The sequence below is a fragment of the Pannonibacter sp. SL95 genome, assembly GCF_026672425.1.
GTDB lineage: Bacteria > Pseudomonadota > Alphaproteobacteria > Rhizobiales > Stappiaceae > Pannonibacter.
On the sequence record NZ_JAPPRC010000004.1, the window covers coordinates 242,501 to 268,920 of the forward strand.

Here is a 26,420-nt window from a genome sequence, read left to right on the forward strand (position 1 = left end):
CCGACGCGCCATAGAATTCGGCAAGACGGGTGGCCGGCAGACTGGCCCGCAGCGCCGCCTTTTCGCCCGCGCCCCAGGCCGAACCGCTGACCAGGCACAGGCGCAGCAGGGGAAGGCTGAGCTGGCGCCGATCGATCTCGCGCTGCATCAGCACAAGCTGGGTCGGCGTTGCATAGAGAATGGTGATCTCAGCCGATGCCAGCAGCCGCGCAAGCCGCCCTGGCTGAAACGCCTCGGCAAGGCTCACCCTTGCTCCAGCCTCCAGGGCCTCGACAGCCCCGTAAAGATGCAGCGAATGGGCAAGGCCACCGGGCACCAGCACGTGATCCTGCGGGCCAATGGCAAAGGTCTGCTGGCTGAGGGCGAAGCTTTCCGTCCACGAACGGTGGCTGCGGGCATAGCCCTTGGGCTCTCCGGTCGAACCGGAGGTAAAGCCGGCATAGAACAGATGCTCGGGAGCAGGATCGGCAGGCAGAGACGCTGTGACGCGTCCGGTGGCAAGGGCGCCGAGCGCGTCCGCGTCCAGAACCAGCGCCGGAGAGGTTGCGGCGCGCACCGCCTGCTTGCGCTGCGGCGTCCAGGCAGGATCGAGCACCAGAGCGACGGCGCCAGCACGGGCAACGGCGAGAAAGGCAATGAGCAACGCGAGCGGATCGCTGAGATCCAGCGCCACACGGGGTTGCCGGACAAGCGGCTCGCGGCCGTCGAAAGGTAACGGCGCGCCAGATGCGGCCAGGGCGCCAGCCACGGCCGTGGCAAGCGCCCTGATATCCGTTTCCAGCGCCGACCACGTGAACTGACGTTCACCACAGGTCAGCGCCAGGGTGTCGGGCCGGGCCGCCGCATGGACAGCAAGCGCGGCGCCGACGTAACTCATGCGCGCGACACCAGCGCCCGCGGGAAGCCGCGTGACACCGTCTCGGCAACAACGGCTGTGATCGCCACCTTGATGAGGTCACCGGGGATATAGACGGCGCTGCCGAGGAGTGCCTTGTCGATCGGCAGGCCGGCCATCAGGGCCAGGCCCGGAACGCCGAACAGATAGACGACGCCGATGCCACCGACGATCGCCGAAAGGGCAGCCGCCGGAAGGACGGCAAGCTTGCGGCTGCGCTGCATCAGGAAGCCGGCGACGACGGCACCAACCGGCCAGCCAATCAGGAAGCCGACCGAGGGACCGGCAAAGACGGCGAGACCACCACGGCCACCGGCAAGAAGCGGGGCGCCCAGCGCAACCAGGAACAGGAACAGGCAGACGGCGAGGCCACCCCGCACCGGCCCGAGCATGACGCCAGCCAGCATGACGCCAAGCGTCTGGGCAGTGATGGGAACGCCGCCGAGGAAGGGGATGGCAAAGGGCGGCAACAGACCCAGGACTGCGATCAGCGCAGCGTAGAATGCGATCTGCACGAGGCTGTGGTCGCGGGAATCGGACATCGGTTTCTCCATGTCGGGCGTTCGCGCGGCAGGACAGGCCGCGAAACGGCACAGCCACTGGCACCAGGCTTGTGGCTGGAAAGGCGTTTCATACCGGCAGTTGCCACGCCGCGCAAATCGGCAAAGAGGCCGAGACCCGCAGACCGCTCAACACGCGGGCGTGCAGGGTCAAGCTCAGCCCGCCTTGCCCGTCCGTCGCCCGAGCCCATCCGCACCGCCCCGGGCAATAAGCGCTTCGGCCACATGATCCGACAGCATCAGTGCCTGCAAGGCGAGGGGCGCTATCAGCCGCCAGCTGGTGGTGCGTCCGGTGCGCGCGCGCCAGGCCTCGGAGAGGCCGGCAAAGACCGCGAGCAGGACGGGCACAAATCGAAGGACCAGCGTGACGGCCAGAGCCGGCCGGCGCGGGGACAAGCCGAACAGGGCCAGCGGGCGGAATAAGGGCGCGATGGCAGCCAGCATGTCGTCCATGCGCGTCGTCAGCGTGACCAGATTGGCGAGCAGCACCATGGCAAGAAGGCGCAGCGCCACCGTGGCACCCTCCGCCATCGTGCCGGTGAGACCGTGCAGCGCGATGATGATGGCAAGGATCGGCAAAAGCGGGCGGATCAATCGCAGCTGGCGCAGCCCCTCCCGTCCAAGAGCCGCGTAAAGCGCCAGAGCGGCGGCGAGCACCAGTGCAAGGATGACTGGATTGCTGACCGGCATCAGGGCAGCGCTGAGCAGGGCAAGCAGAATGAGCTTCAGCCCGGCCGGCAAGCGGTGCAGCAGACTGTCGCCGGGAATATAGAGAGAGACCATCCCGCCACGCCTCAGCCAATGTCCGAGGCCGCAGCCCGGCGCTCGATGTCAGCAACATAGGCCGGCAGGACAGTGCCCGGTTCGCCGTCCATGCGCAGTCGGCCAGCCTCGATCCACAGCACCCGGTCGAAGCCCTGGATGAGCTGCAGGTCGTGACTGACCATCACCAGTTTCTGCGGCAGGCCGGCAAGCCGGCGCATCAGCTGCCGGGTGGCCAGTCCATCGAGACTGGAGAAGGGTTCGTCGAGCACGACAAGGTCGGGTCGCATCACCAGGACCGCGAGGATGCAGACGAGCTGTTTCTGCCCCTCGGACAGATCATGGAACGGCCGGTCGGCAAGCGCGGAGCAGCCATGCTGGGCGAGAAAGGTCAGCGCGCCCTTGCGAGCCGAGGCGCGATCTTCGCCGAGCTGGGTCAGGCCAAAGGACACTTCCTCGGCCACCGTTGGGAAGATCGCCTGATGGTCCGGGTTCTGGAACACGAAACCGACGTGGCGCGGCAGATCAGGCCGGACATCGCGCGTGTTTGCGCCGTAGATCCGGACCTCGCCGGCATCGGGCAAGAGAAGACCATTGATGAGTCGCACGAAGCTGGATTTTCCCGAGCCATTGAGACCGATGACGGCGATGCGCCGCTCGCTCAAGGGTGACATCGAGATCCGAGAGCACGGTCTTGCCGCCGCGCAGCAAGGAGACTCCGGAGAAGATGGCAAAGTCGGCGCGGCGCGGATCGCAGGTGGCGGAGCGGGCAGCAGTTCCTGTTCGTGACCAGAATGCCATGTCGTATCCGTTCTGGCGCGCCTGCCCCGGAACAGGGCGCATCGTGGCTGCGGGGTGCCGCCGCCGGCCGCTTATTGCTGCGGCTGCAGGCATTGTCAAAGCCCCAGCGGATGGACCTGGTCTGGCAACGCCCGCTCAGGTCTGGACAGGCAGCGTTTCCTTGCCGCCCCGGGTGGCGGCGTAATAGGCCCAGAACAGGCGCGCGGCGACCCCGCGCCAGGGCGCCCAGACCTCCGCGATGGCATCCAGAGCCTTCGGGTCCGGCCGGGTCTCGAAGCCGAAGGCATCGCGGACCGCATTCTGCAGGGCAACATCGCCACTGGGGAAGATATCCGGATGGCCAGCACAGAAGAGAAGAAAGATGTCCGAGGTCCAGCGGCCGATGCCCTTGATGGCACAAAGCTGTGCCTCGGCATCAGCGGCAGGAACGGTGGCCAGATGCGTGAGATCCAGCCCCGCGGCAACCGCTTCGGCCATGGCACGAACGGTGCGGATCTTCGGCCGGGACAGGCCGGCACCCGCCAGATCCTCATCGGAAAACCGGCTCAGCGTCGCCGCTTCCAGGGGTGACACCAGAGCTTCCAGCCTTGCCGAGATCGCGCGGGCGCTGGCAACCGACACCTGCTGCGACACGACAATGCCGACGAGCGCGGCAAAACTGGCCTCCCGGCGGCGCAATGGCACGTCGCCGGCAATCGCGATGACCTCGGCCAGTCGGGGGTCCAGCACCGGCAGGGCTGCAAGCCCCTCGGCCATGTCTTCCAGCGATTCGATCGGTCGCACGCTCGCCTCCGAGATTTGCAAGGCAGGAGCTTCCGCGATTTGGACGGGAGGAGCAACAGCCCGTCCGGCTGCGCAAACGCGGAACTGACGGCAGCAACGGGGAAGCGCTTGCAAAGCGTAGCCGGAGCAGAACAATGCGCGCATGACCGCGACGTTCCGATTTGCCCCCTCCCCCAATGGCCGCCTGCATCTGGGCCACGCCTTGTCGGCGCTGCTGAACCAGGACATGGCAAGGGCGCTGGGTGGCAAGGTGCTGCTGCGCATCGAGGACATCGACACCGCGCGCTGCACGCCGGAGCTTGTGACGGCGATGCTGGAGGATCTCGACTGGATCGGGTTCGCGGCGGAACCGCCCCACCGCCGGCAATCGGAGCATTTCGCCGATTATGATGCGGCGCTGACCCGTCTGAAGTCGATGGGCCTTGTCTATGATGCCTTTCTGACCCGCACAGAAATCAGGCAGGCGGTGGCCCTCCGGGAAGCCAGCGGAACACCCTGGCCGCGCGATCCAGACGGGGCGCCGCTGTATCCCGGCGACGCGGCGCTTCTGACAGCGGACCAGATCGAGGCGCGACGGCGCGGGGGCGAGCCGTTTGCCGTGCGGCTCGACATGAGCCGGGCGGTTCAGATGGCAGGCCCCTCGCTCAGGTGGCAGGAGACGGGATGCGGACCAGCGGGCGAAACCGGCGAGGTTCCGGCTGATCCTGCCGCCTGGGGCGACGTGATCCTGGCGCGGAAAGATACGCCGACCTCCTACCACCTGTCCGTTGTGATCGACGATGCGTTGCAAGGCGTCAGCCATGTGGTGCGTGGACAGGACCTGTTCCATGCCACAGCCGTGCATCGGCTGTTGCAGACGCTGCTGCAGCTGCCGGTGCCGGTCTACCATCACCATCGTCTGATCGCGGATGCAGACGGGCGGAAACTGTCGAAGTCCGCTGGCGACACCGGCCTTGCGGATCTGCGTGCCGCTGGATGGACGGCGGCTGACGTCAGAGCCCGGATCGGCCTTGGGAAAAGCTCAGCCTGATGCCAGCGGGATCAGGCCGAGCCAGTCGAGCACCATCACCCACAAGCCGCAGGTCAGCACGGCGGCGGCGGTCGTCAGGGTGATCGCGTTGGCGGACATGGCATGGCCGGTGCCGTAGCGATTGGCAAAGATGAAGGCGTTGACGCCCGTGGGACATGCCGCCGTCAGGGTCATGACAGCAACCCACAGCGGCGGCAGGGCAAGCACATAAAGCCCGAGTAGCAGTACGACCGCCGGCATCAACGCAACCTTGACCAGGCTGAGCAGCACGCCCGGCAGAAGATTGCCGCGAATACCGTAGAGCACCATGCTCATGCCGAGCGACAACAGGGCAAGCGGCAGGGACGTGGAAGAAATCCGGTTGAGGACGTCCTCGAAGATGCCGGTCAGCGGCAAACCGGTCAGACGCCAGACGACCGAGCAGAGGATGGCGATGACGATCGGGTTCTGCGCGAGGTTGACGAGGATGGTCCGGATCACCGCCAAGGGCGAGCGCGCTTCCGCCATGCCATCCACGGCCGCCGCGCGTTCCATCAGGATGGCGGTGACGATAGTCATCACCGGCAGATGGACGGAGATCAAAAGGATCAGCGGCACCAGGCCCGGCTTGCCGAACACCGCCGAGACGAGCGGAATGCCCACCATCACCGTGTTGGCAAAGCCTGCCGAGATGCCACCGATGACACCTGCCCGCGCCTCGCGCGCAAAGAGATAGCGGATCAGCAGGGTGCCCGATGTCCAGGCCACGGCCACGCCGCCAAAATAGGTCAGCCACATCGCCCAGGGCGAGGCATCGCCCAGTGTGACGACGGCGAGCGTCTTGAAGATCAGAACCGGAATCGCGATGACATAGACGAACTGGCCCAGCGCCTCGCCAACCGCTGCAGACAGGATCCCCGTGCGGGCCGTCGCATAGCCAATGCCGACCAGCAGGAAGACAGGCAGGACGATGGTGAGGACTTGCGCGAACATCGAACCCTGCATCCGGCAGAACTTGTGAGGATTTTCTGGCGTGCCGGCCGGCAGCGTGGACCCGGAGAACCGCCCGTGCGACACTTCGCAGACGTGCGAAGCACCGCAAAACCTTAAAGGACGCCCCTCTTGCAGGTCAACCGGACCGGCAATGCGCGCCAACCGGATCAGCCACGGCATGACAGACGAGGGCACAGAAGCGGATCAGGCCGGACGCGGCACGGAGGCCGAGCTGGCGCTTGTGGCCCATGATCTGCGCACACCGCTCAACGCCATGCGCCTGACGGCTGAGCTGATCGCACAGGGACCGCTGCAACCCCAGCAGCAGGAGAGGCTCGGCATTCTGCTCGACGCCATCGATGCCCTTGCCGCCATGACCGGGGATGTGATCCAGCGCGGACGGCCGCGGCCAGGGCCGGCTCCCCGGCGCCCCGGACAAGATGCAAGATTGATCCTGCAGAGCGTGCAGGACCTTTTTTCCGTGATCGCGGAACGCAAGCGACTGGATCTGGTGCTCACCCTGACGGAAGCACCGCTGATCGTTGACCCGGACGTCGCCATTGCCTTTCGCAGGATCGCGACAACCCTGCTGGACAATGCGCTGAAATACACCCAGCGCGGCAGCATCCGGCTGGATGTCACAGCCACTGCGGACAACAGCCAGCTGCGGCTGACCGTAACGGACACGGGACCGGGTATTGATGTGCTGGAGCGCTCGCGCCTGTTCCGCCCGTTCACGCGGGGCACGGCCGGGCGCGCGGGAGGCAACGGAACCGGGCTTGGCCTCTGGGGCGCCAAGGCGATTGCCGAACAGGCGGGCGGTTTGCTCGACCTCACGACGGCACCGGGCGGCGGTTGCCGCTTTGTCATTATGCTGCCGCTGGCCGACCGGGGGCTGAACGAGGCAAGCAGCGGACGGATCGATGAGGTCGAGGCGCATGTGCTGATCGTCGACGACAACGACACCAATCGCCGTCTCCTGTCGGCATTGCTCGAATCCTTTGCCATGACCAGCGACCAGGCGCCGAACGGACCGGCGGCTGTGGCAATGGCAGCGCGGACGCCCTACGACGCGGTCCTGATGGATCTGCACATGCCGGGCATGAGCGGTATCGAGGCCGCCGAAGCGCTTCGCAACGGACCCGATGGCGGCCGCCTGCCGATGATTGCAGTGACGGCAGCACTGGAGGCGGTCGGCGACCGGCGCTTGCGTCAGGCCGGGTTTCAGGAAGTGCTGGCCAAGCCCCTGTCGCCGTCCCATCTCTATCAGGCGCTGGATCTCGCCCGGCAGCGGCGCAAGCTCCGGCAGGCGGAACGCAACGTGGATGCCTGAGCGATCAGGTCAGGTCACGATCCGCAAGGCCCATTCAACCGCATCTTCCAGCCGGTCATTGCCCCAGTAGAGCTCGCCGTCTTCCGTTACGAAGCTTGGCGCACCGAAGATCCCGAGGGTCTCTGCCTCGGCCACGGCTGCCCGCAGGCCGATCTTGACTTCAATACTGTCCGCCGCCGCCAGCACGGCCTTGGCATCCGCGCCAATGTCGAGCAGCAGGCCGGCGATCAGGCCAGGATCCGAAATATCACGGCCCTCGCCGAATTCTGCCATGAAGACCGCACGGATGAAGGCTCCGGCCCACTCCGCCTTGCGGTTGGCATGGGCAATGCGTGCGGCAATCAGACCGTTTTGCGGAAACGGATCTGGCTGCACAAGCGGCAGGCCGGCCTCCTCGGTCAGGCGCTCCATCTCGCGCCACATGTAGCGGCCCTTGGCCGGAAAGACGTTGAAGGGCGACGTGGTCCAGCCCTGACGGCTGAAGATCGGGCCAAGCAGAAACGGCCGCCAGTCCAGGTCCAGCCCCCGGTCCCGGGCGACGGTCTCGATGCGCATCGCCGTGAGGTAACTGTAGGTCGAGGCAAAATCGAACCAGAAGGAGAGTCTTGGCCGTTGCACAGTCATGCTTGCTCTCCCACATGCGGGGCCGGAACGGCGCGCTCGCCGTCATCGCAGATTTCGGCTATTGAGGCCCAATGTCAGACAGATTCCGGATGTACCGCGAAAACGTTGGGCGCGGAATGGCCCGTTTCGGTGGATGGGCAATCCGCCATCCCTTTTACGCGACCCTCATCTACCTCGCCGCGGTTTCGCTGATCTTTCTGGTTTTCCCGGGACTTGATCTTGCGGCCAGTGGCATGTTCCACGATCCGGCGCTTGGCTTCTTTGCCCAGAGCGAGCCCTTCCTGCGCAAGCTGCGCTATCTCGGCCCCTATATCGTCCAGATCATCGCCATCGTCAGCATCCTGACCCTGCTGCTGAAACTGCTGCTGCCTGGCCGGGCCCCGCTGCTGCCGCTGCGCATGCCGGTTTTTCTGCTGACGACGCTGATCATCGGCCCAGGTCTCGTGGTCAATGCACTGTTCAAGAACAATTGGGGCCGGCCACGGCCCGTGATGGTGGAACAGTTTGGCGGCGACATGCCCTATGTCCCGGTCTGGCTGCCCACCAACTGGTGCGACACCAACTGCTCCTTCGTGTCGGGCGAGGCCTCGGCCAGTGTCTGGCTGCTGACCTTGGCCTTCATCGCGCCGGCCGCCTGGCGCATGGCCGTTCTTGCCGTGACGCTGCCGCTAATCCTTGCCCTGTCGGTGAACCGGGTGGCCTTTGGCGGTCATTTCCTCTCGGACACGTTGCTGTCCTGGGGCGTGACATTTCTCGTCATCCTCAGCGTCCATCACCTCCTGTACCAGCGCCCCGGTCGCTGGCTGACGGATCGTGGACTGGACGAGGCCCTGACAAAGGCAGGTCGCCGGTTGCAGGGTCTGGTCACCGGGGCAGCTTCGGCGGGTGCGATCCGGATGCGGGCCTTCTTCGCCAAGTTCCGCTGAAGCGGACTGTCAGACGGGTATGCCGAGCTCTTCGGCCACCCGCCGCGCGCCTTGCTCGACCATGGCAAACACCGCCTCGAAACCATCCGCTCCGCCATAGTAGGGATCGGGAACATCACGAGGCGGCGCATCCAGAAACAGCCGCACCTTTGCCGTTGCCCGTGCCGGGGCCATGCGCCGCAGGTCGGACAGATTGCTGCCGTCCATGGCCAGAATGACGTCGAAGCGGGTGAAGTCCGCAGCAACGACCTGACGCGCCCGCTGACTGGAAATGTCGATACCATGGCGCGCGGCAACCGCCACGGAGCGCGGATCGGGGCCTTCGCCCTGATGCCAGGCGCCCGTGCCGGCCGAATCGATCACCAGCATCTCGCCGGCATGGTGCCGGGTGAGATGGCGAAAGACGCCCTCGGCCAGGGGCGAGCGGCAGATGTTGCCAAGGCAAACGAAGAGAACAGCAGGCATGGGAGCCCCCGGCTGGCAGGCGGTGGTGTCGGGCCCTATATTCGACCGGGCCACTGACAAATGGCAACCGCAAGCCGCACAAGGACCGACGACGATGGCGACCCGCCTGACACCTGACGCAAGCTCCGCAGCGCTGAGCGGATTGACTGGCTGGACTTTGGCCGATCCACGGGAAGCCATCAGCCGCCGCTTCGTGTTCTCCGACTTTACCGCAGCCTTTGCCTTCATGACCCAGGTGGCGCTGGTGGCCGAAAAGATGGACCACCATCCAGAATGGTCAAATGTCTACCGGACTGTCGACATCACGTTGACGACCCATGACGCGGGCGGACTGACCGAACTGGATGTTGCGCTGGCAAAGTCGATTGACCGGATCGCTGCCGCCCACGGCGCGCGCTAGGCCGAGCTGACGAAGAGTCAGCTGCGCTCACCACGGGCAATGACAAAGCGCGCCAGGTCCTCGAGCCTCTCGACCGAGACGAGGCGATGGCCGTCCTCGTTGCACATGTGCGGAATGTCGAGCACCGCCATGGGATCATTCGCCTCGACGACGAGCAGCGCGCCAGGCGCCAGCGCCTTCAGCGCCTGGCGCGCGCGCAGCACGGGAAGCGGGCACTTGAGCCCCTTGAGATCGAGAACGACTTCAGCTGTCATGCGCCTGTTCTGGGCAAGCACTCCGGCCCCGTCAAGCATCTGCACAAAAGGAAACCTGCATGTCCACGTCGCCAACTGCCGCCAACCCGATCGATGTGCTGGATTTCTGGTGGCAGGCAGGGCCGGAAAAATGGTTTGCCCGCAGCGAGGCCTTCGACACAGCCATTCGCGAAAGGTTCCTGGCGCTGATGGAGGCCGCAAGGGCCGGCGATCTGGATGACTGGGCCGGCACACCGCATGGCGCCCTCGCCCTGCTGATCCTCACAGACCAGTTCCCGCGCAACGTGTTCCGCAATGACCCGCGCGCGTTTGCGGCGGATGCGAAGGCCGTTGAGCTGGCAGACCTTGCACTGGAGCGGGGCTTTGACCGCGCCTTCCCGAAAGCCGTGCGGGTGTTCTTCTACCTGCCCTATGAGCACGCCGAGGACATCGGGCTGCAGGAAAAGGCCGTTGACCTGTGCCGGCGCACCGGAGAGCAGACCTATTTTCATTATGCCCTGCTGCACATGGATGTGATCCGCCGCTTCGGCAGGTTTCCCCACCGCAACGCGGTGCTTGGACGCGCGACGACGGATGCAGAAGCCGCCTATCTCGCGGATGGCGGCTTCTCTGCGTGAGCGTGGGATTTCGCCCAAATCTTGAGCACGCATAAAGATGATTCATCGTTTGATGAATTTATAGGCAGTATTGGTCGCTTGATCTGGTGCCTGGCACCCGCCGGCAATCCGCCGGCGGATTGCCGGAATGAATGCATCCAGTGGACAATCTCTGCGTCGGTTCAAAAGCTTAGATACGGTTTCACTGTCTCGGACAGCCCGCATACGTGGTCTCTTTTGCGCGGGAACCAGGATCCTGCATGGTGAATACCGACGGGATTCCTGCCGCTGCTTAGAAAAAAAGCACGCCACCTGCGCCATTCTTTTGCAATGCAACAGACCGCACACCTGCGCATCGCCAAGCTGCGCGTCAAAACCCGCAGAAACCCTCACCTTTTCCCCTCTCCCGGCAAAGTGGCACGGTCCTTGTTTAAAGGAAGATGAAGCCGGCCCGACCCTGGGTGGCTGTCGAGAGGCAAAAGCCCGCTGACAGTCCCCGCCCCGGGCCCGGTGGCCAAGCCGCGCATCTGGCGCGGCCTACGAGGGGAAACGGGAAACGAGCATGAAAATCGTTATGGCCATCATCAAGCCGTTCAAGCTCGACGAGGTGCGCGACGCCCTCACGAGCATCGGCATCCAGGGTCTGACTGTTACCGAGGTCAAGGGATACGGCCGCCAGAAGGGCCACACCGAGATCTATCGCGGGGCGGAATACGCCGTCAGCTTCCTGCCGAAGCTGAAGGTCGAAGTCGCCGTGCCGAGCGAAGCTGTCGACAAGGTCGTGGACGCGATCACGTCTGCCGCCAAGACCGGCCAGATCGGCGACGGCAAGATCTTTGTCTACTCCATCGAACAGGCCGTGCGCATCCGCACCGGCGAAACCGAGAACGAGGCCCTGTGACCTGAGGCGGCCGCAGCGCGGCCGCGCATCGTGGCTCGCAGCCGGGGGGCCGGACGAGCCGACCGGGACCGACCCACGCAACGATACACTTTCGAGAGGATCTCCATGAAGTACCTGAAGCCTCTGTTTGCAGCCGCGCCACTGGCGCTGATGGCTGGCGCGGCCTTCGCGCAGGAAGCCGCCGCTGCTCCCGTGCCCGACAAGGGCGACACCACCTGGATGCTGGTGTCCACCATCCTCGTCATCCTCATGACCATTCCGGGCCTGGCCCTGTTCTACGGCGGCCTGGTGCGGGCGAAGAACATCCTGTCCGTGCTGATGCAGGTGTTCATCGGCTTCTCGCTGATCTCCATCCTGTGGGTCGCCTTCGGCTACTCCCTCGCCTTCACCGGTGCAGCCACCTCTGAAGAAGTCGGCTTCCTGACCCCGTTCATCGGCGGCCTGTCCAAGGCGTTCCTCGCCGGCGTTGACGAGACGACCGTGGTGGAAACCTTCTCCCAGGGCGTCGTCATTCCGGAAATCACCTTCGTGATCTTCCAGCTGACCTTCGCAGCCATCACCCCGGCCCTCATCGTCGGTGCAACCGCCGAACGCATGAAGTTCTCGTCCGTGCTGGTGTTCCTGACGATCTGGTTCATCTTCTCCTACCTGCCGATGGCCCACATGGTCTGGTGGTGGGGCGGCCCGTCGGCCTATGCGGCTCCGACCGGTTACCTCTTCGGCGTGGGCGCAATCGACTTCGCCGGTGGCACCGTGGTGCACATCAACGCCGGTATCGCCGGTCTGGTTGCGGCCATCATGGTCGGCCCGCGCGTTGGCTACGGCCGCGAGAACATGGCTCCGCACAACCTCGTCTGGACCCTCGTCGGCGCTTGCCTGCTGTGGGTGGGCTGGTTCGGCTTCAACGCCGGCTCCAACCTGGAAGCCAACGGCATTGCCGGTGAAGCCATCCTGAACACGATCGTCGCGACCGGCGCTGCCGCGATGACCTGGTGCTTCATCGAATGGCTGACCCGTGGCCACGCTTCGGCCCTCGGCGCTGCCTCGGGTGCGGTTGCTGGTCTGGTTGCCGTCACCCCGGCCTCCGGCTTTGCCGGCCCGATGGGCTCGATCGTCATCGGCGTCGTTGCCGGCGCCGTCTGCCTGTGGGCTGTGGTGTGGCTGAAGGCCAAGCTGAAGTATGACGACAGCCTGGACGTCTTCGGCGTGCATGGCGTGGGCGGCATTGTCGGCGCAATCCTCACCGGCATCTTCGCGGCCCCGGCCCTCGGCGGCAACGGCATTATGGACTACTCGGTCGTCCCGGCGGTCGTTGCCCCGTATGACATGGGCGGCCAGGTGTTCAAGCAGGTCTGGGCTGTGCTCGTCTGCGTGATCTGGTCCGGCATTGTCTCGGCTGTTGCTCTGACCATCATCAAGTCCACCATGGGCCTGCGTGTTGCGGAAGCTGCCGAACGCGAAGGTCTCGACATCACCACCCACGGCGAACGCGCCTACAACTGACAAGGCCCGGGGCAGCCTGACAGCTGCCCCGTCCCTCCGCATGGCGGACAGAATTTACCTCCCAAGCGAATGGTCGCTAGCCGACCTCACCTTGAACCCGGGGCCCGCCCCGGGTTCTTTTTTGGCAGGCCTGGTCGGACGGGCACAAAGCCAGCGGCAATCCGCAAAGCAAAAAGGCCGCCCCTTCCGGGGCGGCCTTTGTCGTTGTGAACCGGCTTGCGCTCAGCTGCGGACGAGGTTGCGCAGGACGTAGTGCAGGATGCCGCCGGCGCGGATGTATTCCAGCTCGTCCAGCGTATCGACCCGGCAGAGGCACTCGATGACGAAGGACGTGCCATCGGCGCGGGTGACGTCGACAGCCATCATCTGGCGCGGCGTGATGTCGGCGATGCCCTTGATGGTCACGCGCTCCGTGCCGGTGATGCCGTGCGACTGCCAGCTCTCGCCGTCCTTGAAGGTCAGCGGGATGACGCCCATGCCGACCAGGTTGGAGCGGTGGATGCGCTCGAAGGACTGGGCGATAACCGCGCGGACACCCAGAAGGTTGGTGCCCTTGGCCGCCCAGTCGCGCGAGGAGCCGGTGCCATATTCCTTGCCGGCGAAGATCACCAGCGGCGTGCCCTCGGCCTGGTATTCCATGCAGGCGTCATAGATCCACTTCTGCTGGCCGTCCTTCATGGTGACGCCGCCCTCGACGCCCGGCACCATCTGGTTCTTGATGCGGATGTTGGCGAAGGTGCCGCGCATCATGACTTCATGGTTGCCGCGGCGGGCGCCGTAGCTGTTGAAGTCGGCCACCGCCACCTGATGTTCGGCCAGGTACTTGCCGGCCGGGCTGCTCGCCTTGATGTTGCCGGCCGGCGAGATGTGGTCGGTGGTGATCGAATCGAGGAACAGGCCCATGACGGCTGCATTCTCGATGTCGGTCAGCGGCTTGGGCTCCATGGTCATGCCCTCGAAATAGGGCGGATTGGCCACATAGGTGGAGGCAACCGGCCACTTGTAGGTCATGCCGCCTTCGACCTTGATCGCCTGCCAATGGGCATCACCCTTGAACACATCCGAATAGCGCGAGCGGAACATGTCATCGGTGATCGAGGTCCGGATCAGCTGGGTGATCTCCTCGGTCGTTGGCCAGATGTCCTTCAGATAGACCGGGTTGCCGTCCTGGTCCGTGCCGAGCGGATCGGTGGCGACGTTGATGGTCATGCTGCCGGCAATGGCATAGGCCACCACCAGCGGCGGCGAGGCCAGGTAGTTGGCGCGCACGTCCGGGTTCACGCGGCCCTCGAAGTTGCGGTTGCCGGAGAGAACGGCAGCGACGACGAGGTCATTGTCGGAGACGGCCTTAGACAGTTCCGGCGCGAGCGGTCCCGAGTTGCCGATACAGGTGGTGCATCCATAGCCGGCGAGGTTGAAGCCGAGCGCATCGAGATCCTCCTGCAGGCCGGCCTTGGCGAGGTAATCCGTCACCACCTGCGAGCCCGGTGCCAGCGAGGTCTTGACCCAGGGCTTCACGGTGAGGCCCTTGCGGCGGGCGTTGCGCGCGACCAGCCCCGCGCCGATCAGCACGCTCGGGTTGGAGGTGTTGGTGCAGGAGGTGATGGCAGCGATGACGACGTCGCCATGGCCAAGGTCATGCGCCCTGCCCTCGACGGCGACACGCCGGCCCATTTCCTCGGCCTTCTTGAACTCGTCCGCCATGGTCTTGGCAAAACCGGTGGCAACGGCATCCAGATTGACCCGGTCCTGCGGCCGCTTCGGGCCGGAGAGCGCCGGGACGACGGTGGAAATGTCCAGTTCCAGCGTGTCGGTGAACACCGGCTCCGGCGTGGCGGCGTCGCGGAACATGCCCTGTGCCTTCGCATAGGCTTCAACCAGGGCGACGCGCTGCGGATCGCGGCCGGTCGCCTTCAGATAGCCAAGCGTCTCCCGGTCCACGGGGAAGAAGCCGCAGGTCGCGCCATATTCCGGCGCCATGTTGGCGATGGTTGCCGCGTCTTCCAGGCTGAGATTGTCGAGGCCGGGGCCGAAGAACTCCACGAACTTGCCGACCACGCCCTTCTTGCGCAGCATTTCCGTGACGCGCAGCACCAGGTCCGTGGCGGTGATGCCCTCGTTCAACTTGCCCGTCAGCTTGAAGCCGACGACTTCCGGGATCAACATCGAGATCGGCTGGCCAAGCATGGCGGCTTCCGCCTCGATGCCGCCGACGCCCCAGCCAAGAACGGCGAGGCCATTGACCATCGTGGTGTGCGAATCGGTGCCGACGAGCGTGTCGGGATAGGCGACGGTTTCGCCTCCCTCATCCTTGGTCCAGACGGTCTGGGCCAGGTATTCCAGGTTAACCTGATGGCAGATACCGGTGCCGGGCGGAACGGCGCGGAAATTGTCGAAGGCGGACTGGCCCCAGCGCAGGAACTCGTAGCGCTCGCCGTTGCGCTGGTACTCCAGCTCGACGTTGCGGGTGAAGGCGTCACGCGTGCCGAAATAGTCGATCATCACCGAGTGGTCGATGACGAGATCGACGGGCACCAGCGGGTTCACCTTCTTCGGGTCGCCGCCGAGCTTCACGGCCGCATCGCGCATGGCAGCGAGATCCACAACGGCCGGAACGCCGGTGAAGTCCTGCATCAGGACGCGGGCCGGACGATAGGAAATCTCGTGCTCTGACGTGCGGGTCTTCAGCCATTCGGCGCAGGCCAGAATGTCTTGCCTTTTCACCGTCCGGCCGTCTTCGAAGCGCAGCAGGTTTTCCAGCACCACCTTGAGCGAGGCTGGCAGGCGCGAGACGCCGGCAAGGCCGTTCTTCTCGGCCTCGGGGATCGAGAAATAGGTGTAGGTCTTGCCATTGACCTCAAGGGTCTTCTTGCACTTGAAGCTGTCGAGGGACTGGGTCACGACGTGCGCTCTCCTCTCAAGTCCGGCACAGGATCGGGAGTGAGCCTGCCCGGCGAACAAAGATCTCTGGTTCCCCGGTCCTTGCCGGGTTGATCTGGCCTCTTGTCGGGCCTTGCGCGCTTTTGCGCTGCGGACATATCTGGGCGCATCTTGCGCGCGCAACAAGGTGAATGCCACCCTGTCCCTATAGCGAATTTCCGCTGGAGCGGCCAGCATCCGGCATTTGACTGCGCCGCCCCGCCCTGCCGGGGCGACGCACCCATGTCATGCTTTTTTCAGATATTTAGGGCTCAGTTTTTCTGAACAAACCCGATTCATGCAGAAGGAATGCAATCAGGCGAGATCGGCGGCAAACGGTCGAAACGATATTGCATACGATTGTATACGGCCTTAAAATCGCAGCAACCCTACCTGCCCTGGCTGGCACGCCAACGGGGGCAGATCCCAACAATAATCAAAACTCCAGGACCATCATGAGCTTGTACAACGACTACCTGAAAGAGATCGAAGCGCGGAAGGCCCAGGGCCTGCATCCCAAGCCCATCGAGGACGCCGCGCTGCTCAGCGAAGTGATCGGCCACATCAAGGATCTTGGCAGCGAGCACCGCGCCGATTGCCTCAAGTACTTCATCTACAACACCATTCCCGGCACCACGACCGCGGCTGGCGAAAAGGCGGAGTTCCTGAAGCAGATCATCCTCGGCAGCGAAAAGGTCGCCGAAATCTCCCGCGCCTTCGCCTTCGAGCTGCTGTCGCACATGAAGGGTGGCCCGTCGATCAAGGTGCTGCTGGATCTGGCGCTGGGTGACGATGCCTCGATCGCCCGCGACGCTGCAGAAGTGCTGAAGACGCAGGTCTTCCTCTATGCTGCCGACACGGACCGCCTGAAGGCGGCGTTTGATGCCGGCAACCCGGTCGTCCGGGACATCCTGGAGAGCTACGCCAAGGCCGAATTCTTCACCAAGCTTCCGGAGATCGAGGACGAGATCAAGGTCGTGACCTATATCGCCGCTGAGGGCGATATCTCCACCGACCTCCTGTCGCCGGGCAACCAGGCGCATTCCCGCTCTGACCGCGAGCTGCACGGCAAGTGCATGATGACCGAGGCCGCGCAGGCTGAAATCCGGGCGCTGCAGGCGCAGCATCCCGACAAGCGCGTCATGATGATCGCCGAAAAGGGCACCATGGGCGTCGGCTCCTCGCGCATGTCCGGCGTCAACAACGTGGCGCTGTGGACCGGCAAGCAGGCCAGCCCCTATGTTCCCTTCGTCAACATCGCTCCGGTCGTCGCCGGCACCAACGGCATTTCGCCGATCTTCCTGACCACGGTCGACGTGACCGGCGGCATCGGCATTGACCTGAAGAACTGGGTCAAGAAGCTGGACGAGAACGGCAATCCGATCATCGACAACGCCGGCAACCCGATCCTGGTGCAGAAGTACTCGGTCGACACCGGCACCGTGCTGAAGATCAACACCAAGACGAAGAAGCTGCTGAGCGAAGACGGCAGCGAAGAGCTGGCCGATGTCGCCGCCTCGTTCCGTCCGCAGAAGGTCGAATCGATGCGCGCTGGCGGCTCCTACGCCATCGTCTTCGGCAAGAAGCTGCAGACCTTTGCCGCCCAGACCCTCGGCATCGAGGCACCGGTCGTGTTCTCGCCCGCCAAGGAAGTCTCCCATCCGGACCAGGGCCTGACCGCCGTCGAGAAGATCTTCAACCGCAATGCCGTCGGCGTTGCGCCGGGCAAGGTGCTGCATGCCGGCTCCGACGTGCGCGTGCGCGTCAACATCGTCGGTTCGCAGGACACCACCGGCCTGATGACGGCGCAGGAACTGGAAGCGATGGCCGCCACGGTCATCTCGCCGCTGGTGGATGGTGCCTATCAGTCCGGCTGCCACACCGCATCGGTCTGGGATCTGAAGGCGCAGGCCAACATCCCGAAACTGATGAGCTTCATGCACAAGTTCGGCCTGATCACCGCGCGTGACCCGAAGGGCGCCTATCACTCCATGACGGACGTGATCCACAAGGTGCTCAACGACATCACCGTGGATGACTGGGACATCATCATCGGCGGCGATTCGCACACCCGCATGTCCAAGGGCGTCGCCTTCGGCGCCGACTCCGGCACCGTGGCCCTGGCCCTGGCGACCGGCGAGGCGACCATGCCGATCCCGGACTCGGTCAAGGTGGTGTTCAAGGGCACCATGAAGGACCATGTCGACTTCCGTGACGTGGTTCACGCCACCCAGGCCCAGATGCTGAAGCAGTTCGGCGACAACGTCTTCCAGGGCCGCGTCATCGAAGTGCACATCGGCACGCTGCTGGCCGACCAGGCCTTCACCTTCACCGACTGGTCCGCCGAGATGAAGGCCAAGGCCTCCATCTGCATCTCCGATGACGCGACCCTGATCGGCTCGCTGGAGCTGGCCAAGTCGCGCATCCAGGTGATGATCGACAAGGGCATGGACAACGACGCGAAGGTGCTTCAGGGCCTGATCGACAAGGCCGACAAGCGTATCGCCGAGATCCGTTCCGGCGAAAAGCCGGCCCTGGCTCCGGACGAGAACGCCAAGTACTTCGCTGAAGTTGTTGTCGACCTCGACCAGATCGATGAGCCGATGATCGCCGACCCGGACGTCAACAACCCGGATGTGTCCAAGCGCTACACCCACGACACGATCCGTCCGGTGTCCTACTACGGCGGCGAGAAGAAGGTCGATCTCGGCTTCGTCGGCTCCTGCATGGTGCACAAGGGCGACATGAAGATCGTCGCGCAGATGCTGAAGAACCTCGAGAAGGCCAATGGCAAGGTCGAGTTCAAGGCTCCGCTCGTCGTGGCCGCGCCGACCTACAACATCATCGACGAGCTGAAGGCCGAAGGCGACTGGGACGTGCTGCAGAAGTACTCCGGCTTCGAGTTCGACGACAACGCGCCGAAGAACAAGGCCCGCACCGAATACGAGAACATCCTGTATCTCGAGCGCCCGGGCTGCAACCTCTGCATGGGCAACCAGGAAAAGGCCGAGAAGGGTGACACCGTTCTGGCCACCTCGACCCGCCTGTTCCAGGGCCGCGTCGTCGAAGACACCGCCGAGAAGAAGGGCGAGTCGCTGCTCGCCTCGACCCCGGTCGTCGTGCTGTCCGCCGTGCTGGGCCGCACCCCGAGCATCGACGAGTACAAGGCGGCCGTGGAAGGCATCGACCTGACCAAGTTCGCTCCGCCGCGCGAGAAGCTGGCAACGGCCCGCTCGGTCCACTTCTGACCGGACTGACAGTCTGACCCCGACTGCGGCCGCCCACCCGGGCGGCCGCAGGTGTTTTGGGGATGAGGCCGCAGTCCCCTCTCCCCCCTTGAGGGGGAGATGTCTGCGCCAGCAGACAGAGGGGGGTGTCAGCGCTTCAACGCAACGCCACCTTTGTAACCTGGGAAAGGCTCATACCCCCCTCTGCCCCCTGCCGGGGGCATCTCCCCCTCAAGGGGGGAGAGGAGTTGGGGCCAGACAGATGATCCAGCGCAAATGCTGCCCGCGAAACAATGGGCGATCAATGATGCCGCCTTCCCCTCTACGCAATACTCGCTGCTTGCCATCGTCCGGAGCCCACCCTAACAAGGATGGAACCAACCAGCGGAGCGCTCCCCTGAAGCTGATCGCCGAACATCTTGCCGTCGACCGGGGCGGACGACGGGTTTTTGCCGGGCTGGGCTTTACCCTGACTGCCGGCCACGCGCTGGTGATCACGGGAGCCAATGGCGTTGGCAAGTCGACGCTGCTGCGCACGCTGGCAGGGCTTGTCCCGGCGGGCGAAGGCGGTCTGACGCTGGAGGGCGGCGAGCCCGAGCGCAGTGTTGCCGAGCATGCCCACTATTTCGGCCATGACAGCGCGGTCAAACGCGCGCTGACCGTGCTGGAAAACCTCGAGTTCTGGCGCGAGTTCACCGCTCCGGCGCGGCCTCTGGGCTTTGCGGGCAAGGCGCTGGCCTCGCGCGAGATCCTGGACCGCCTCGGGATCGGCCACACGGTAAACCTTCCGGCCGCCTATCTCTCCGCCGGACAGACACGGCGCCTGGCGCTGGCCCGGCTGTTCGTCTCGCCGCGCCCGATCTGGCTGATGGATGAACCGACGTCCGCGCTGGATACGGCGTCGGAAGCGCAGTTGCTCGGCTTCATGAACGGACACCTTGCCGACGGCGGGCTGATCATCACGGCCACGCATTCAAGGCTGGCGCTGTCTCCCGCAGCGGCGTTGCACCTTTCGGCCGCAGTGGCCCCGGATGCACATGAGGACACAGAGGAGGAACCGGCATGAGTGGCTGGTTTTCCGCCCTCGTCGCCCGTGAACTGAGGCTGGCGCTTCGGGTCGGCGGCGGCGCGCTGATCGGGGTCCTGTTCTTCCTGGCGGTGGTCACGGTCGTGCCTTTCGGCATGGGGCCGGATCTCAATCTCCTGTCCCGCGTCGGCCCGGCGATCCTTTGGATCGGCGCGTTGCTGTCGACGCTTCTGGGTCTCGACCGGCTGTTCCAGGCAGACCGGGACGACGGCTCGCTCGACCTCGTCCTGATGGCAGGGCGGCCGATGGAACTGGTGGTGCTGGCCAAGTGCCTCGCCCACTGGGTGGCGACTGGCGTGCCGCTGGTGCTGGCCGCTCCCGTGCTCGCCGTGTTCCTGAACCTCGACCCTGTGGCCATCGGCGCCGTAACGCTGACGCTTCTCGTCGGCACGCCGGCGCTGACGCTGATCGGCGCGATTGGTGCCGCGCTGACCGTGTCGCTGCGGCGCGGCGGGTTGCTGCTGGCCGTCCTCGTCGTGCCTCTGGCCATTCCGGTGCTGATCTTCGGTGTGAGCGCGGCCGATGCCGCTGTCAGCGAGCCGATGCCGTTCATGACGCCGTTCCTGATCCTTTGTGCCCTCAGCCTGATTTCCGCTGTGGTGGGACCGGTTGCCGCAGCCGCCGCACTGCGTTTTTCCGCCGATTGACGGGACCATGTGTTTGATTCAGGACAAGGCGCGCCTACATCGCCTGCGCAATGAAGTGAAAGCTGCGCCAATGGACGCAAGCTGGCTTCCGGTTTAGAACGGTTACATGGCACTCATCGATCTGGCGAACCCGACCCGTTTCCTGTCTCTCAGCCGCAGCTTGCTGCCGTGGTTGACGGGGCTTTGCGTGCTTGCCTTTGCCGTCGGGCTCTACATGAGCTTCTTCGTGGCACCGGAGGATTACCAGCAGGGCGACACAGTGCGGATCATGTACATCCATGTGCCCGCGGCCTGGCTGGCGATGATGTGTTACTCGATCATGGCCCTGTCCTCGCTCGGCACGCTGGTGTGGAAGCACCCGCTCGCGGATGTATCCGCCAAGGCTGCTGCGCCGCTGGGGGCTGCCTTCACCTTCATGTCACTGATCACCGGCTCCCTGTGGGGCAAGCCGATGTGGGGCACGTACTGGGTCTGGGATGCGCGCCTGACCTCGGTGCTTGTGCTGTTCATCATGTATCTGGGCCTGATGGCCCTGTGGCGCACGATGGAAGACCCGATCAAGGCCGGCAAGGCCGCAGCTGTCCTGACCCTGGTCGGCGCGCTGAACCTGCCGATCATCAAGTTTTCCGTCGACTGGTGGAACACGCTGCATCAGCCCGCCAGCGTCATGCGCATGGACGGCCCGACCATTCACCCGGATATCCTGTGGCCACTGCTGGTGATGGCCCTGGCCTTCACGCTGTTGTTCTTCGTCTTGCACCTGATGGCCATGCAGAACGAGATCCTGCGCCGCCGGGTGATGGCCCTGCGCCAGCGAGCTGCCGCCATCCGGCCGGCAACGGCGACGGCGTCCACCGCTTCAGCCGCTGCGGAGTAGCCCCATGGACCTCATCGCATTTCTTGACCTTGGTCCACACGCGGCCTTCATCCTGTGGTCCTACGGCATCTGCGTTGCCGTCGTGGCGGGACTGATCGCGTGGGTTCGGGTTGATCGGGCACGGCAGGACGCCGCCTTGCGCGAACTTGAGGCGCAGGGCATTGGCCGCCGGTCCACGCAAAGGACGGACGCATGAGCGATCCGCAGCATCTGGAAACCGGCGCAGAAGAGACCGCTCCTCGCCGGCGCATTCCGCTCTTCGCCCTGTTGCCCCTCGTGGTCTTTGTCGCTCTCGCCGGACTGTTCCTGTTCCAGCTTGTGCTGGGGCGCGATCCGCAGACAATCCCCTCGGCGCTGCTGGACAAGCCCGCTCCGGACATGAGCCTTGGCCCCGTCGAAGGGCTCACACAGGATGGCCAGCCGGTCCCGGGCTTTACCGGCGCCGACCTCAAGGGCGCGGTGACCGTGGTCAATGTGTTCGCATCCTGGTGCGTACCCTGCCGTCAGGAGCATCCGATGCTCGAACAGCTTGGCAAGGATGACCGCGTCCGCCTGTTCGGCATCAACTACAAGGACGAGCCCGAGAATGCCCGCCGCTTCCTCGGCAGCCTCGGCAATCCCTACGACCGGATTGGCGCGGATGACACGGGCCGCGCCGCCATCGAATGGGGTGTCTACGGTGTGCCGGAAACCTACATCGTCGATGCGGCCGGCATCATCCGCTTCAAGTATATCGGCCCGCTGACCCCGGACAGCTACCGCAGCGTCTTCATGCCTCAGCTGGAACAGGTGCTGTCTCTGCCGCGAAACTGACATGCCCCAATCACGCGAACCCTGCAAAAGCCTCACCCTGACGTGACTGGACAGGAGGCGGCAACGGCCTATGGTCGACTGTGGGGTGCATGGGCAGTGGGTGTAGCGGCAATGAAAGCCACAATGATCAATGACGACGACGCCGTAAGGCGCCGCAAAACAATGCCGATGTGGCGTGCATTGCTTGCCCTTGGCCTGTTGTGGGGCCTCCAGCCGAATGATGCCCTTGCCGGTCCGGCCAAAGTCGTCGAACTGTTCACCAGCCAGGGCTGCTCGTCCTGCCCGCCAGCCGATTCCATCCTGACCGAGCTGGCATCAGACCCCTCGCTGCTGGCACTGACTTTTCCCGTCGATTACTGGGACTATCTTGGCTGGAAGGACACGCTGGCCTCCCCGGAAAACTCTGAGCGGCAACGCTCCTATGCCGCCCGGCGCGGCGACCGGTCGGTCTACACACCGCAGGTCGTCGTCAATGGCGAGCAGCATGTGGTGGGCTCCAACCGGCAGGCCATCGCCGATGCGCTTGAACGCGCCGACCCGATGACGGCAGAAGTGTCGCTTCGCTACACGGCAGACGCTCTGGAAGTGACCGTCTCCGGCGCGTTGCCCAAAGGCGCGCGGATGGCAAACGTCCTCATCCTTCAGGTCAGCCCGCGCGAGGAGATCGAGATCGAACGCGGGGAAAACAGTGGCAGGACGGTGACCTACACCAACGTTGTCCGCCGACAGCAGACCATCGGCATGTGGTCCGGCGGCAACGAAACACTGCGCATGCCACGGATGGAACTGAAAAAGACCGGCGGCGAGAAATGCGTCGTCGTCGTCCAGCTGATCGGCGAAGACGGGCCCGGACGGATTGTCGGGGCGGCCGGTATGCTGTGGGATAACGGGATGTAATCCGGCTCGTCGCCACCCGGTTCTTGTTTCTTCATCGAAAGCTGCTAGGGCTGTCCCCGCCGAGAGGCAATCTGGCGTGCCGGACCCCATCGAGGTTCTGGTGCCGTCCTTTTCGCAAGCCTGCAAGGGGGACCCATGAGCCTGCGTATGCGCATCGCCCTGGGCAGTGTCCTGGTTGGACTTGGCGTGCTGGGACTCAAATACCTCGCATACGCCCTGACCGGTTCCGTCGCACTCTATTCGGACGCGCTCGAGTCCATCGTCAACGTGGCCTCATCGGTCGCGGCGCTGGTGGCTGTCTGGTTTGCCTCCAAGCCTGCAGATTCGAACCATCCCTATGGTCACGACAAGGCGGAGTATTTCGCTGCCGTTCTGGTCGGGGTGATGATCGTGCTTGCGGCGCTCGCGATCTTCGAGGCCGCCTGGCGCGGCTACACCAGCCCGGTACCGGCGGACTACACCTGGCAGGGTCTGGGCGTGAACGCGGTGGCCAGCATCATCAACGCCGGCTGGGCCCTGTTGCTGGTGCGCTTTGGCAAGGGCAACGGATCACCAGCGCTGGTGGCCGATGGCCGTCACCTGTTCACAGACGTCGCGACGTCTGTCGGCGTCCTGGTTGGTGTGGCGCTGGTCTGGCTGACCGGCTGGCAGAAGTTCGATTCCCTGCTTGCGGGCCTGGTCGGCTTGAACGTGCTGTGGTCCGGCTGGATCCTGATGAAGGAGTCCGTCAGCGGTCTGATGGACGAAGCAGCCTCAGGCGAAGTGCAGGACCGGCTGCGCGGGCTCATCTCCGAGCATGGCGAAGGCGCGATCGAAGCCCATGATCTCAGGACCAGGCTCGCCGGCAAGCTGACTTTCGTTGATTTTCATCTGGTGGTGCCCGGCGACATGAGCGTTCTGGCGGCCCATGACATCTGCGACCGGATCGAGCAGGCCATCGGCGCCGCCCTGCCCGGCGCCCGCGTCACCATCCACGTTGAGCCTGAGCACAAGGCCAAGCACTCAGGCATCGTCGTCCTTTAAGCCCCCGTATCTTCGGGGGCGACAGGTCAGGCAGACAGGCGCTTGGGCTCGCGCACCGTACCGGTCAGCGCGTCACGAACGGCCTGGCGGATATCTGCCAGCGAAAACGGCTTGGTGACGACATCATGCACCAGTGCGTCGAGACCATTGGCGCGCTCGCGCTGATCGGCAAAGCCGGTCATCAGCAGGATAGGCAGGGCTGGCCAGTCCCGCGCGGTCGCCAGAGCCAGGGCAATGCCGTCCATGACGGGCATCTTGATGTCCGACAGAAGCAGGTCAAAGCGTCCCTTTTCGTGGGTCAGCACTTCCAGTGCCTCGCCACCATCCTCGGCAGCAAGCACTTCGTGCCCATCGAGCTCCAGGGCGCGCTTCACGAATGCGCGGACGGCGTCGTCATCCTCTGTCAGAAGAATGCGGGCCATTCTCACCCTCCCGTTTTCTTGTCCTGCCGCGGCTCTTCGTCCACGACAACATATCCGATATAGGGCAACTGCCGCCAGGCGTGGCCCATGTCCATACCAAATCCCACAACGAACTTGTCAGGGCAGACGAAGCCGACATAGTCCGCCTCGATGGCGGCTTTTCGGTGATCCGGCTTGTCCAGCAGCGCCGCGATCTTCACCGACTTCGCGCCCCTTGCCAGAATGCGCTCCTTGGCGAAGGACAGCGTACGCCCGGACTCAAGAATGTCGTCCACCAGGATGATGTCGCGGCCGCTGACATCGCTCTCGACGTCACGCAGGACCTTGACCTCGGTGCTGGTCGTGCCGGCGCCATAGCTCGACAGATGCATGAACTCCATCTCGAGCTGCTGGCCGACACGGTGCAGCGCGCGGACAAGATCTGCGGCAAAGATGAAGCTGCCCTTCAGGACGGCCACGACGAGCAGGCGATGCGGCGCATCAGCCGCGATCTCCTGCGCCAAGGTGCTGACGCGCTGCGCGATCTGGGCTTCGTCGAAAAGGGTGTTGATCTGGGGCGTCATTGGTTCTGAAGCGTAGCCTGTTGTCGAGACCGGTCAATAAACCGGACCTGAATGTCTGCGGCCGTCTCCGGAGGATCGGCAAGCCGCGTGCGAAACCGGGTGCTGGCGAGGGCTTCGAGCGACACAGCGCGCGGCACCAGCGTCCAGGCGTAAATCTCCTGCTGGTCCTCGCCGCGCAATGCAAGGCGCACGGCAGGCACCGCAACCGGGGCCTCGCCGATGTTCTGGATGGTGCCTTCCACCACCAGAACGGCAGCGCCGCCCTCGATTTCCCGGAATGTTCTCAAATCACGGAACTCAAGCCCGCGCAAGTTCACCTCGTAGCCGATCACCTCGAAAAGGCTGGCGAGATCCGGTGCCTGCTGCACGACCAGAGCGCGATTGAAGAAGAGCCAGGCCCCCGTCCCAAGCGACAGCAACAGGATCATCACGCCGCCGGCCCGGCGCAAGTTCTGGGCGTTGACATACCGGCGCACCTTCGACCAGTCGCGCCGCTTCTTCATCTTGTTCGGGTTAACCTTGATCTTCTTGCGCTTGGCAAGGGACTCGATGTCGATCGTGCGACGCGCGGCAGCGCCACCATCGCCATCCTCCTGACCATCCTCGCCGTCGCCATCCTCGCCCGCATCGGCAGAAGCGGGGTTGCCGCGTGCGAAGGCTGCAGTCGATGACTGACTGGCGGCATCATCTGCGGCATCCGCCTCGAACGCAAAGGCATCTGCATCATCGGGATCGGCATCGTCCTGCGCAGCGGCAGCCTCGCGTGCCCGGGCTTCGGCGCGGGCGCGTTCATCGGATTCTTTTTCCTGATCAGACCATGCATCGGGATCGCTCTCGTCGCCGTTGATTGCACTGGCCCAGTCGTCGTCCTTTGGTTTCTCAGCCTTGGCCTTTTTGGGCGGCTCGATACCCCAGTCGTCGTCCTCGTCTTCCGGTTCAGCCGCAGCGGCAGCCGCTTTCGGCTTCGCCGCCGGCTTGGCGTCGACAAGCGTCTCCTTGCGCGGGCTGATGAACCAGCGGTTGCCGCAACGGGCACATTTTACGCTCCGGCCTTCGGCGCCGACGAGCTCCGCCTTGATTTCATAGGAGGTGTCGCAGTCCGGACAGGTGATCTTCATGGGACGATCGCTCTCGCTCCAC

General features: G+C 64.6%; 29 protein-coding genes (1 of these 29 cut by a window edge). 16 read left to right on the forward strand and 13 right to left on the reverse strand.

Annotated elements, in window-relative coordinates; genetic code table 11:
* The 4 genes from OVA12_RS11620 to OVA12_RS11635 form a co-directional block, all read right to left on the reverse strand.
* Nucleotides 1-877: the 5' portion of an AMP-binding protein gene (locus OVA12_RS11620; RefSeq protein WP_268137466.1), read on the reverse strand. It extends 635 nt beyond the left edge of the window; the window shows 877 of its 1,512 coding nt (coding positions 1-877); its start codon is at nt 875-877; the stop codon falls past the left edge of the window.
* On the reverse strand, nt 874-1,437 hold the full coding sequence (locus tag OVA12_RS11625; protein WP_268137468.1) for a biotin transporter BioY: 564 nt from the start codon (nt 1,435-1,437) through the stop codon (nt 874-876). The genes OVA12_RS11620 and OVA12_RS11625 overlap by 4 nt, the downstream gene beginning before the upstream one ends.
* 174 nt (nt 1,438-1,611) lie before the next feature.
* On the reverse strand, nt 1,612-2,238 hold the full coding sequence (locus OVA12_RS11630; RefSeq protein ID WP_268137470.1) for an energy-coupling factor transporter transmembrane component T family protein: 627 nt from the start codon (nt 2,236-2,238) through the stop codon (nt 1,612-1,614).
* A gap of 11 nt (nt 2,239-2,249) precedes the next feature.
* Nucleotides 2,250-2,891: an energy-coupling factor ABC transporter ATP-binding protein gene (locus OVA12_RS11635; RefSeq protein ID WP_326493909.1), complete on the reverse strand. Its 642-nt coding sequence runs from the start codon at nt 2,889-2,891 to the stop codon at nt 2,250-2,252.
* Between OVA12_RS11635 and OVA12_RS23910 the strand changes: the two genes are divergently transcribed.
* Nucleotides 2,815-3,006, forward strand: coding sequence for a hypothetical protein (locus OVA12_RS23910; protein ID WP_326493916.1), 192 nt, complete (start codon nt 2,815-2,817; stop codon nt 3,004-3,006). The genes OVA12_RS11635 and OVA12_RS23910 overlap by 77 nt on opposite strands.
* A gap of 147 nt (nt 3,007-3,153) precedes the next feature.
* Here the strand turns inward: OVA12_RS23910 and OVA12_RS11640 are convergent, their stop codons facing one another.
* On the reverse strand, nt 3,154-3,801 hold the full coding sequence (locus tag OVA12_RS11640) for a DNA-3-methyladenine glycosylase family protein (RefSeq protein ID WP_268137473.1): 648 nt from the start codon (nt 3,799-3,801) through the stop codon (nt 3,154-3,156).
* A 142-nt stretch (nt 3,802-3,943) separates the two neighbouring features.
* Between OVA12_RS11640 and gluQRS the strand changes: the two genes are divergently transcribed.
* Entirely contained in the window at nt 3,944-4,831 is an 888-nt protein-coding gene (gene gluQRS / locus OVA12_RS11645) for a tRNA glutamyl-Q(34) synthetase GluQRS (protein WP_268137475.1), read from the forward strand.
* Here the strand turns inward: gluQRS and OVA12_RS11650 are convergent.
* Nucleotides 4,823-5,803, reverse strand: coding sequence for an AEC family transporter (locus OVA12_RS11650; RefSeq protein WP_268137477.1), 981 nt, complete (start codon nt 5,801-5,803; stop codon nt 4,823-4,825). The two genes, gluQRS and OVA12_RS11650, sit on opposite strands and share 9 nt — an antisense overlap.
* Before the next feature lie 151 nt (nt 5,804-5,954).
* On the opposite strand from OVA12_RS11650, the gene OVA12_RS11655 reads away from it, so the two are divergent.
* Nucleotides 5,955-7,136 (forward strand): ATP-binding response regulator, encoded by a 1,182-nt coding sequence (locus OVA12_RS11655; protein WP_268137479.1) that lies wholly within the window; start codon nt 5,955-5,957, stop codon nt 7,134-7,136.
* A 9-nt stretch (nt 7,137-7,145) separates the two neighbouring features.
* On the opposite strand, the gene OVA12_RS11660 is transcribed toward OVA12_RS11655, so the two are convergent.
* The gene (locus OVA12_RS11660; protein WP_268137482.1) at nt 7,146-7,760 is read right to left on the reverse strand and encodes a 2-hydroxychromene-2-carboxylate isomerase; all 615 of its coding nucleotides are present in this window, start codon (nt 7,758-7,760) and stop codon (nt 7,146-7,148) included.
* A gap of 71 nt (nt 7,761-7,831) precedes the next feature.
* Here OVA12_RS11660 and OVA12_RS11665 point away from each other — a divergent pair, with 71 nt between their 5' ends.
* Nucleotides 7,832-8,686 carry a phosphatase PAP2 family protein gene (locus OVA12_RS11665; protein ID WP_268137484.1) on the forward strand — a complete coding sequence of 285 codons (855 nt, stop codon included), beginning with the start codon at nt 7,832-7,834 and terminating at the stop codon, nt 8,684-8,686.
* 9 nt (nt 8,687-8,695) lie between these two features.
* Here OVA12_RS11665 and OVA12_RS11670 read toward each other — a convergent pair whose 3' ends face one another.
* On the reverse strand, nt 8,696-9,151 hold the full coding sequence (locus OVA12_RS11670) for a low molecular weight protein-tyrosine-phosphatase (RefSeq protein ID WP_268137485.1): 456 nt from the start codon (nt 9,149-9,151) through the stop codon (nt 8,696-8,698).
* Nucleotides 9,152-9,245: 94 nt separating this feature from the next.
* Between OVA12_RS11670 and OVA12_RS11675 the strand changes: the two genes are divergently transcribed.
* Nucleotides 9,246-9,551 (forward strand): 4a-hydroxytetrahydrobiopterin dehydratase, encoded by a 306-nt coding sequence (locus OVA12_RS11675; protein ID WP_268137487.1) that lies wholly within the window; start codon nt 9,246-9,248, stop codon nt 9,549-9,551.
* Between the two features lie 17 nt (nt 9,552-9,568).
* Here OVA12_RS11675 and OVA12_RS11680 read toward each other — a convergent pair whose 3' ends face one another.
* On the reverse strand, nt 9,569-9,805 hold the full coding sequence (locus tag OVA12_RS11680) for a sulfurtransferase TusA family protein (RefSeq protein ID WP_268137489.1): 237 nt from the start codon (nt 9,803-9,805) through the stop codon (nt 9,569-9,571).
* A 59-nt stretch (nt 9,806-9,864) separates the two neighbouring features.
* Here OVA12_RS11680 and OVA12_RS11685 point away from each other — a divergent pair, with 59 nt between their 5' ends.
* The 3 genes from OVA12_RS11685 (at nt 9,865) to OVA12_RS11695 (ending at nt 12,805) form a co-directional block, all read left to right on the forward strand.
* Nucleotides 9,865-10,422, forward strand: coding sequence for a DUF924 family protein (locus tag OVA12_RS11685; RefSeq protein WP_268137491.1), 558 nt, complete (start codon nt 9,865-9,867; stop codon nt 10,420-10,422).
* Nucleotides 10,423-10,963: 541 nt separating this feature from the next.
* Nucleotides 10,964-11,302: a P-II family nitrogen regulator gene (locus OVA12_RS11690; RefSeq protein WP_268137493.1), complete on the forward strand. Its 339-nt coding sequence runs from the start codon at nt 10,964-10,966 to the stop codon at nt 11,300-11,302.
* A 105-nt stretch (nt 11,303-11,407) separates the two neighbouring features.
* Complete coding sequence (locus tag OVA12_RS11695; protein ID WP_268137495.1) at nt 11,408-12,805, forward strand: ammonium transporter; 1,398 nt, start codon at nt 11,408-11,410, stop codon at nt 12,803-12,805.
* A 222-nt stretch (nt 12,806-13,027) separates the two neighbouring features.
* Here OVA12_RS11695 and acnA read toward each other — a convergent pair whose 3' ends face one another.
* On the reverse strand, nt 13,028-15,706 hold the full coding sequence (gene acnA / locus OVA12_RS11700; protein WP_268137497.1) for an aconitate hydratase AcnA: 2,679 nt from the start codon (nt 15,704-15,706) through the stop codon (nt 13,028-13,030).
* 473 nt (nt 15,707-16,179) lie between these two features.
* On the opposite strand from acnA, the gene OVA12_RS11705 reads away from it, so the two are divergent.
* The 8 genes from OVA12_RS11705 to OVA12_RS11740 all read left to right on the forward strand — a co-directional run bounded on the left by OVA12_RS11705 (nt 16,180) and on the right by OVA12_RS11740 (nt 24,295).
* Complete coding sequence (locus OVA12_RS11705; RefSeq protein WP_268137499.1) at nt 16,180-18,972, forward strand: bifunctional aconitate hydratase 2/2-methylisocitrate dehydratase; 2,793 nt, start codon at nt 16,180-16,182, stop codon at nt 18,970-18,972.
* A gap of 319 nt (nt 18,973-19,291) precedes the next feature.
* Entirely contained in the window at nt 19,292-20,017 is a 726-nt protein-coding gene (gene ccmA, locus OVA12_RS11710) for a heme ABC exporter ATP-binding protein CcmA (protein WP_442793860.1), read from the forward strand.
* Entirely contained in the window at nt 20,014-20,685 is a 672-nt protein-coding gene (ccmB, locus tag OVA12_RS11715) for a heme exporter protein CcmB (protein ID WP_268137501.1), read from the forward strand. The genes ccmA and ccmB overlap by 4 nt, the downstream gene beginning before the upstream one ends.
* A gap of 106 nt (nt 20,686-20,791) precedes the next feature.
* Nucleotides 20,792-21,562: a heme ABC transporter permease gene (locus OVA12_RS11720; protein WP_268137503.1), complete on the forward strand. Its 771-nt coding sequence runs from the start codon at nt 20,792-20,794 to the stop codon at nt 21,560-21,562.
* Nucleotides 21,563-21,566: 4 nt separating this feature from the next.
* On the forward strand, nt 21,567-21,758 hold the full coding sequence (gene ccmD, locus OVA12_RS11725; protein ID WP_268137505.1) for a heme exporter protein CcmD: 192 nt from the start codon (nt 21,567-21,569) through the stop codon (nt 21,756-21,758).
* A complete protein-coding gene (locus tag OVA12_RS11730; protein WP_268137507.1) occupies nt 21,755-22,375 on the forward strand; it encodes a DsbE family thiol:disulfide interchange protein in 621 nt (206 codons plus the stop codon). The genes ccmD and OVA12_RS11730 overlap by 4 nt, the downstream gene beginning before the upstream one ends.
* 162 nt (nt 22,376-22,537) lie before the next feature.
* Nucleotides 22,538-23,272 (forward strand): DUF1223 domain-containing protein, encoded by a 735-nt coding sequence (locus OVA12_RS11735; RefSeq protein WP_268137509.1) that lies wholly within the window; start codon nt 22,538-22,540, stop codon nt 23,270-23,272.
* Nucleotides 23,273-23,407: 135 nt separating this feature from the next.
* Nucleotides 23,408-24,295, forward strand: coding sequence for a cation diffusion facilitator family transporter (locus OVA12_RS11740; protein ID WP_268137511.1), 888 nt, complete (start codon nt 23,408-23,410; stop codon nt 24,293-24,295).
* A 26-nt stretch (nt 24,296-24,321) separates the two neighbouring features.
* Here the strand turns inward: OVA12_RS11740 and OVA12_RS11745 are convergent, their stop codons facing one another.
* The 3 genes from OVA12_RS11745 to OVA12_RS11755 are packed head-to-tail and all read right to left on the reverse strand — an operon-like array spanning nt 24,322 to nt 26,398.
* On the reverse strand, nt 24,322-24,717 hold the full coding sequence (locus tag OVA12_RS11745; protein ID WP_268137513.1) for a response regulator: 396 nt from the start codon (nt 24,715-24,717) through the stop codon (nt 24,322-24,324).
* Nucleotides 24,718-24,719: 2 nt separating this feature from the next.
* On the reverse strand, nt 24,720-25,280 hold the full coding sequence (gene hpt, locus OVA12_RS11750) for a hypoxanthine phosphoribosyltransferase (RefSeq protein WP_268137515.1): 561 nt from the start codon (nt 25,278-25,280) through the stop codon (nt 24,720-24,722).
* Complete coding sequence (locus OVA12_RS11755) at nt 25,277-26,398, reverse strand: zinc-ribbon domain-containing protein (RefSeq protein WP_268137517.1); 1,122 nt, start codon at nt 26,396-26,398, stop codon at nt 25,277-25,279. Before OVA12_RS11755 ends, hpt begins: the two co-directional genes overlap by 4 nt.
* Between the last annotated feature and the right edge of the window lie 22 nt (nt 26,399-26,420).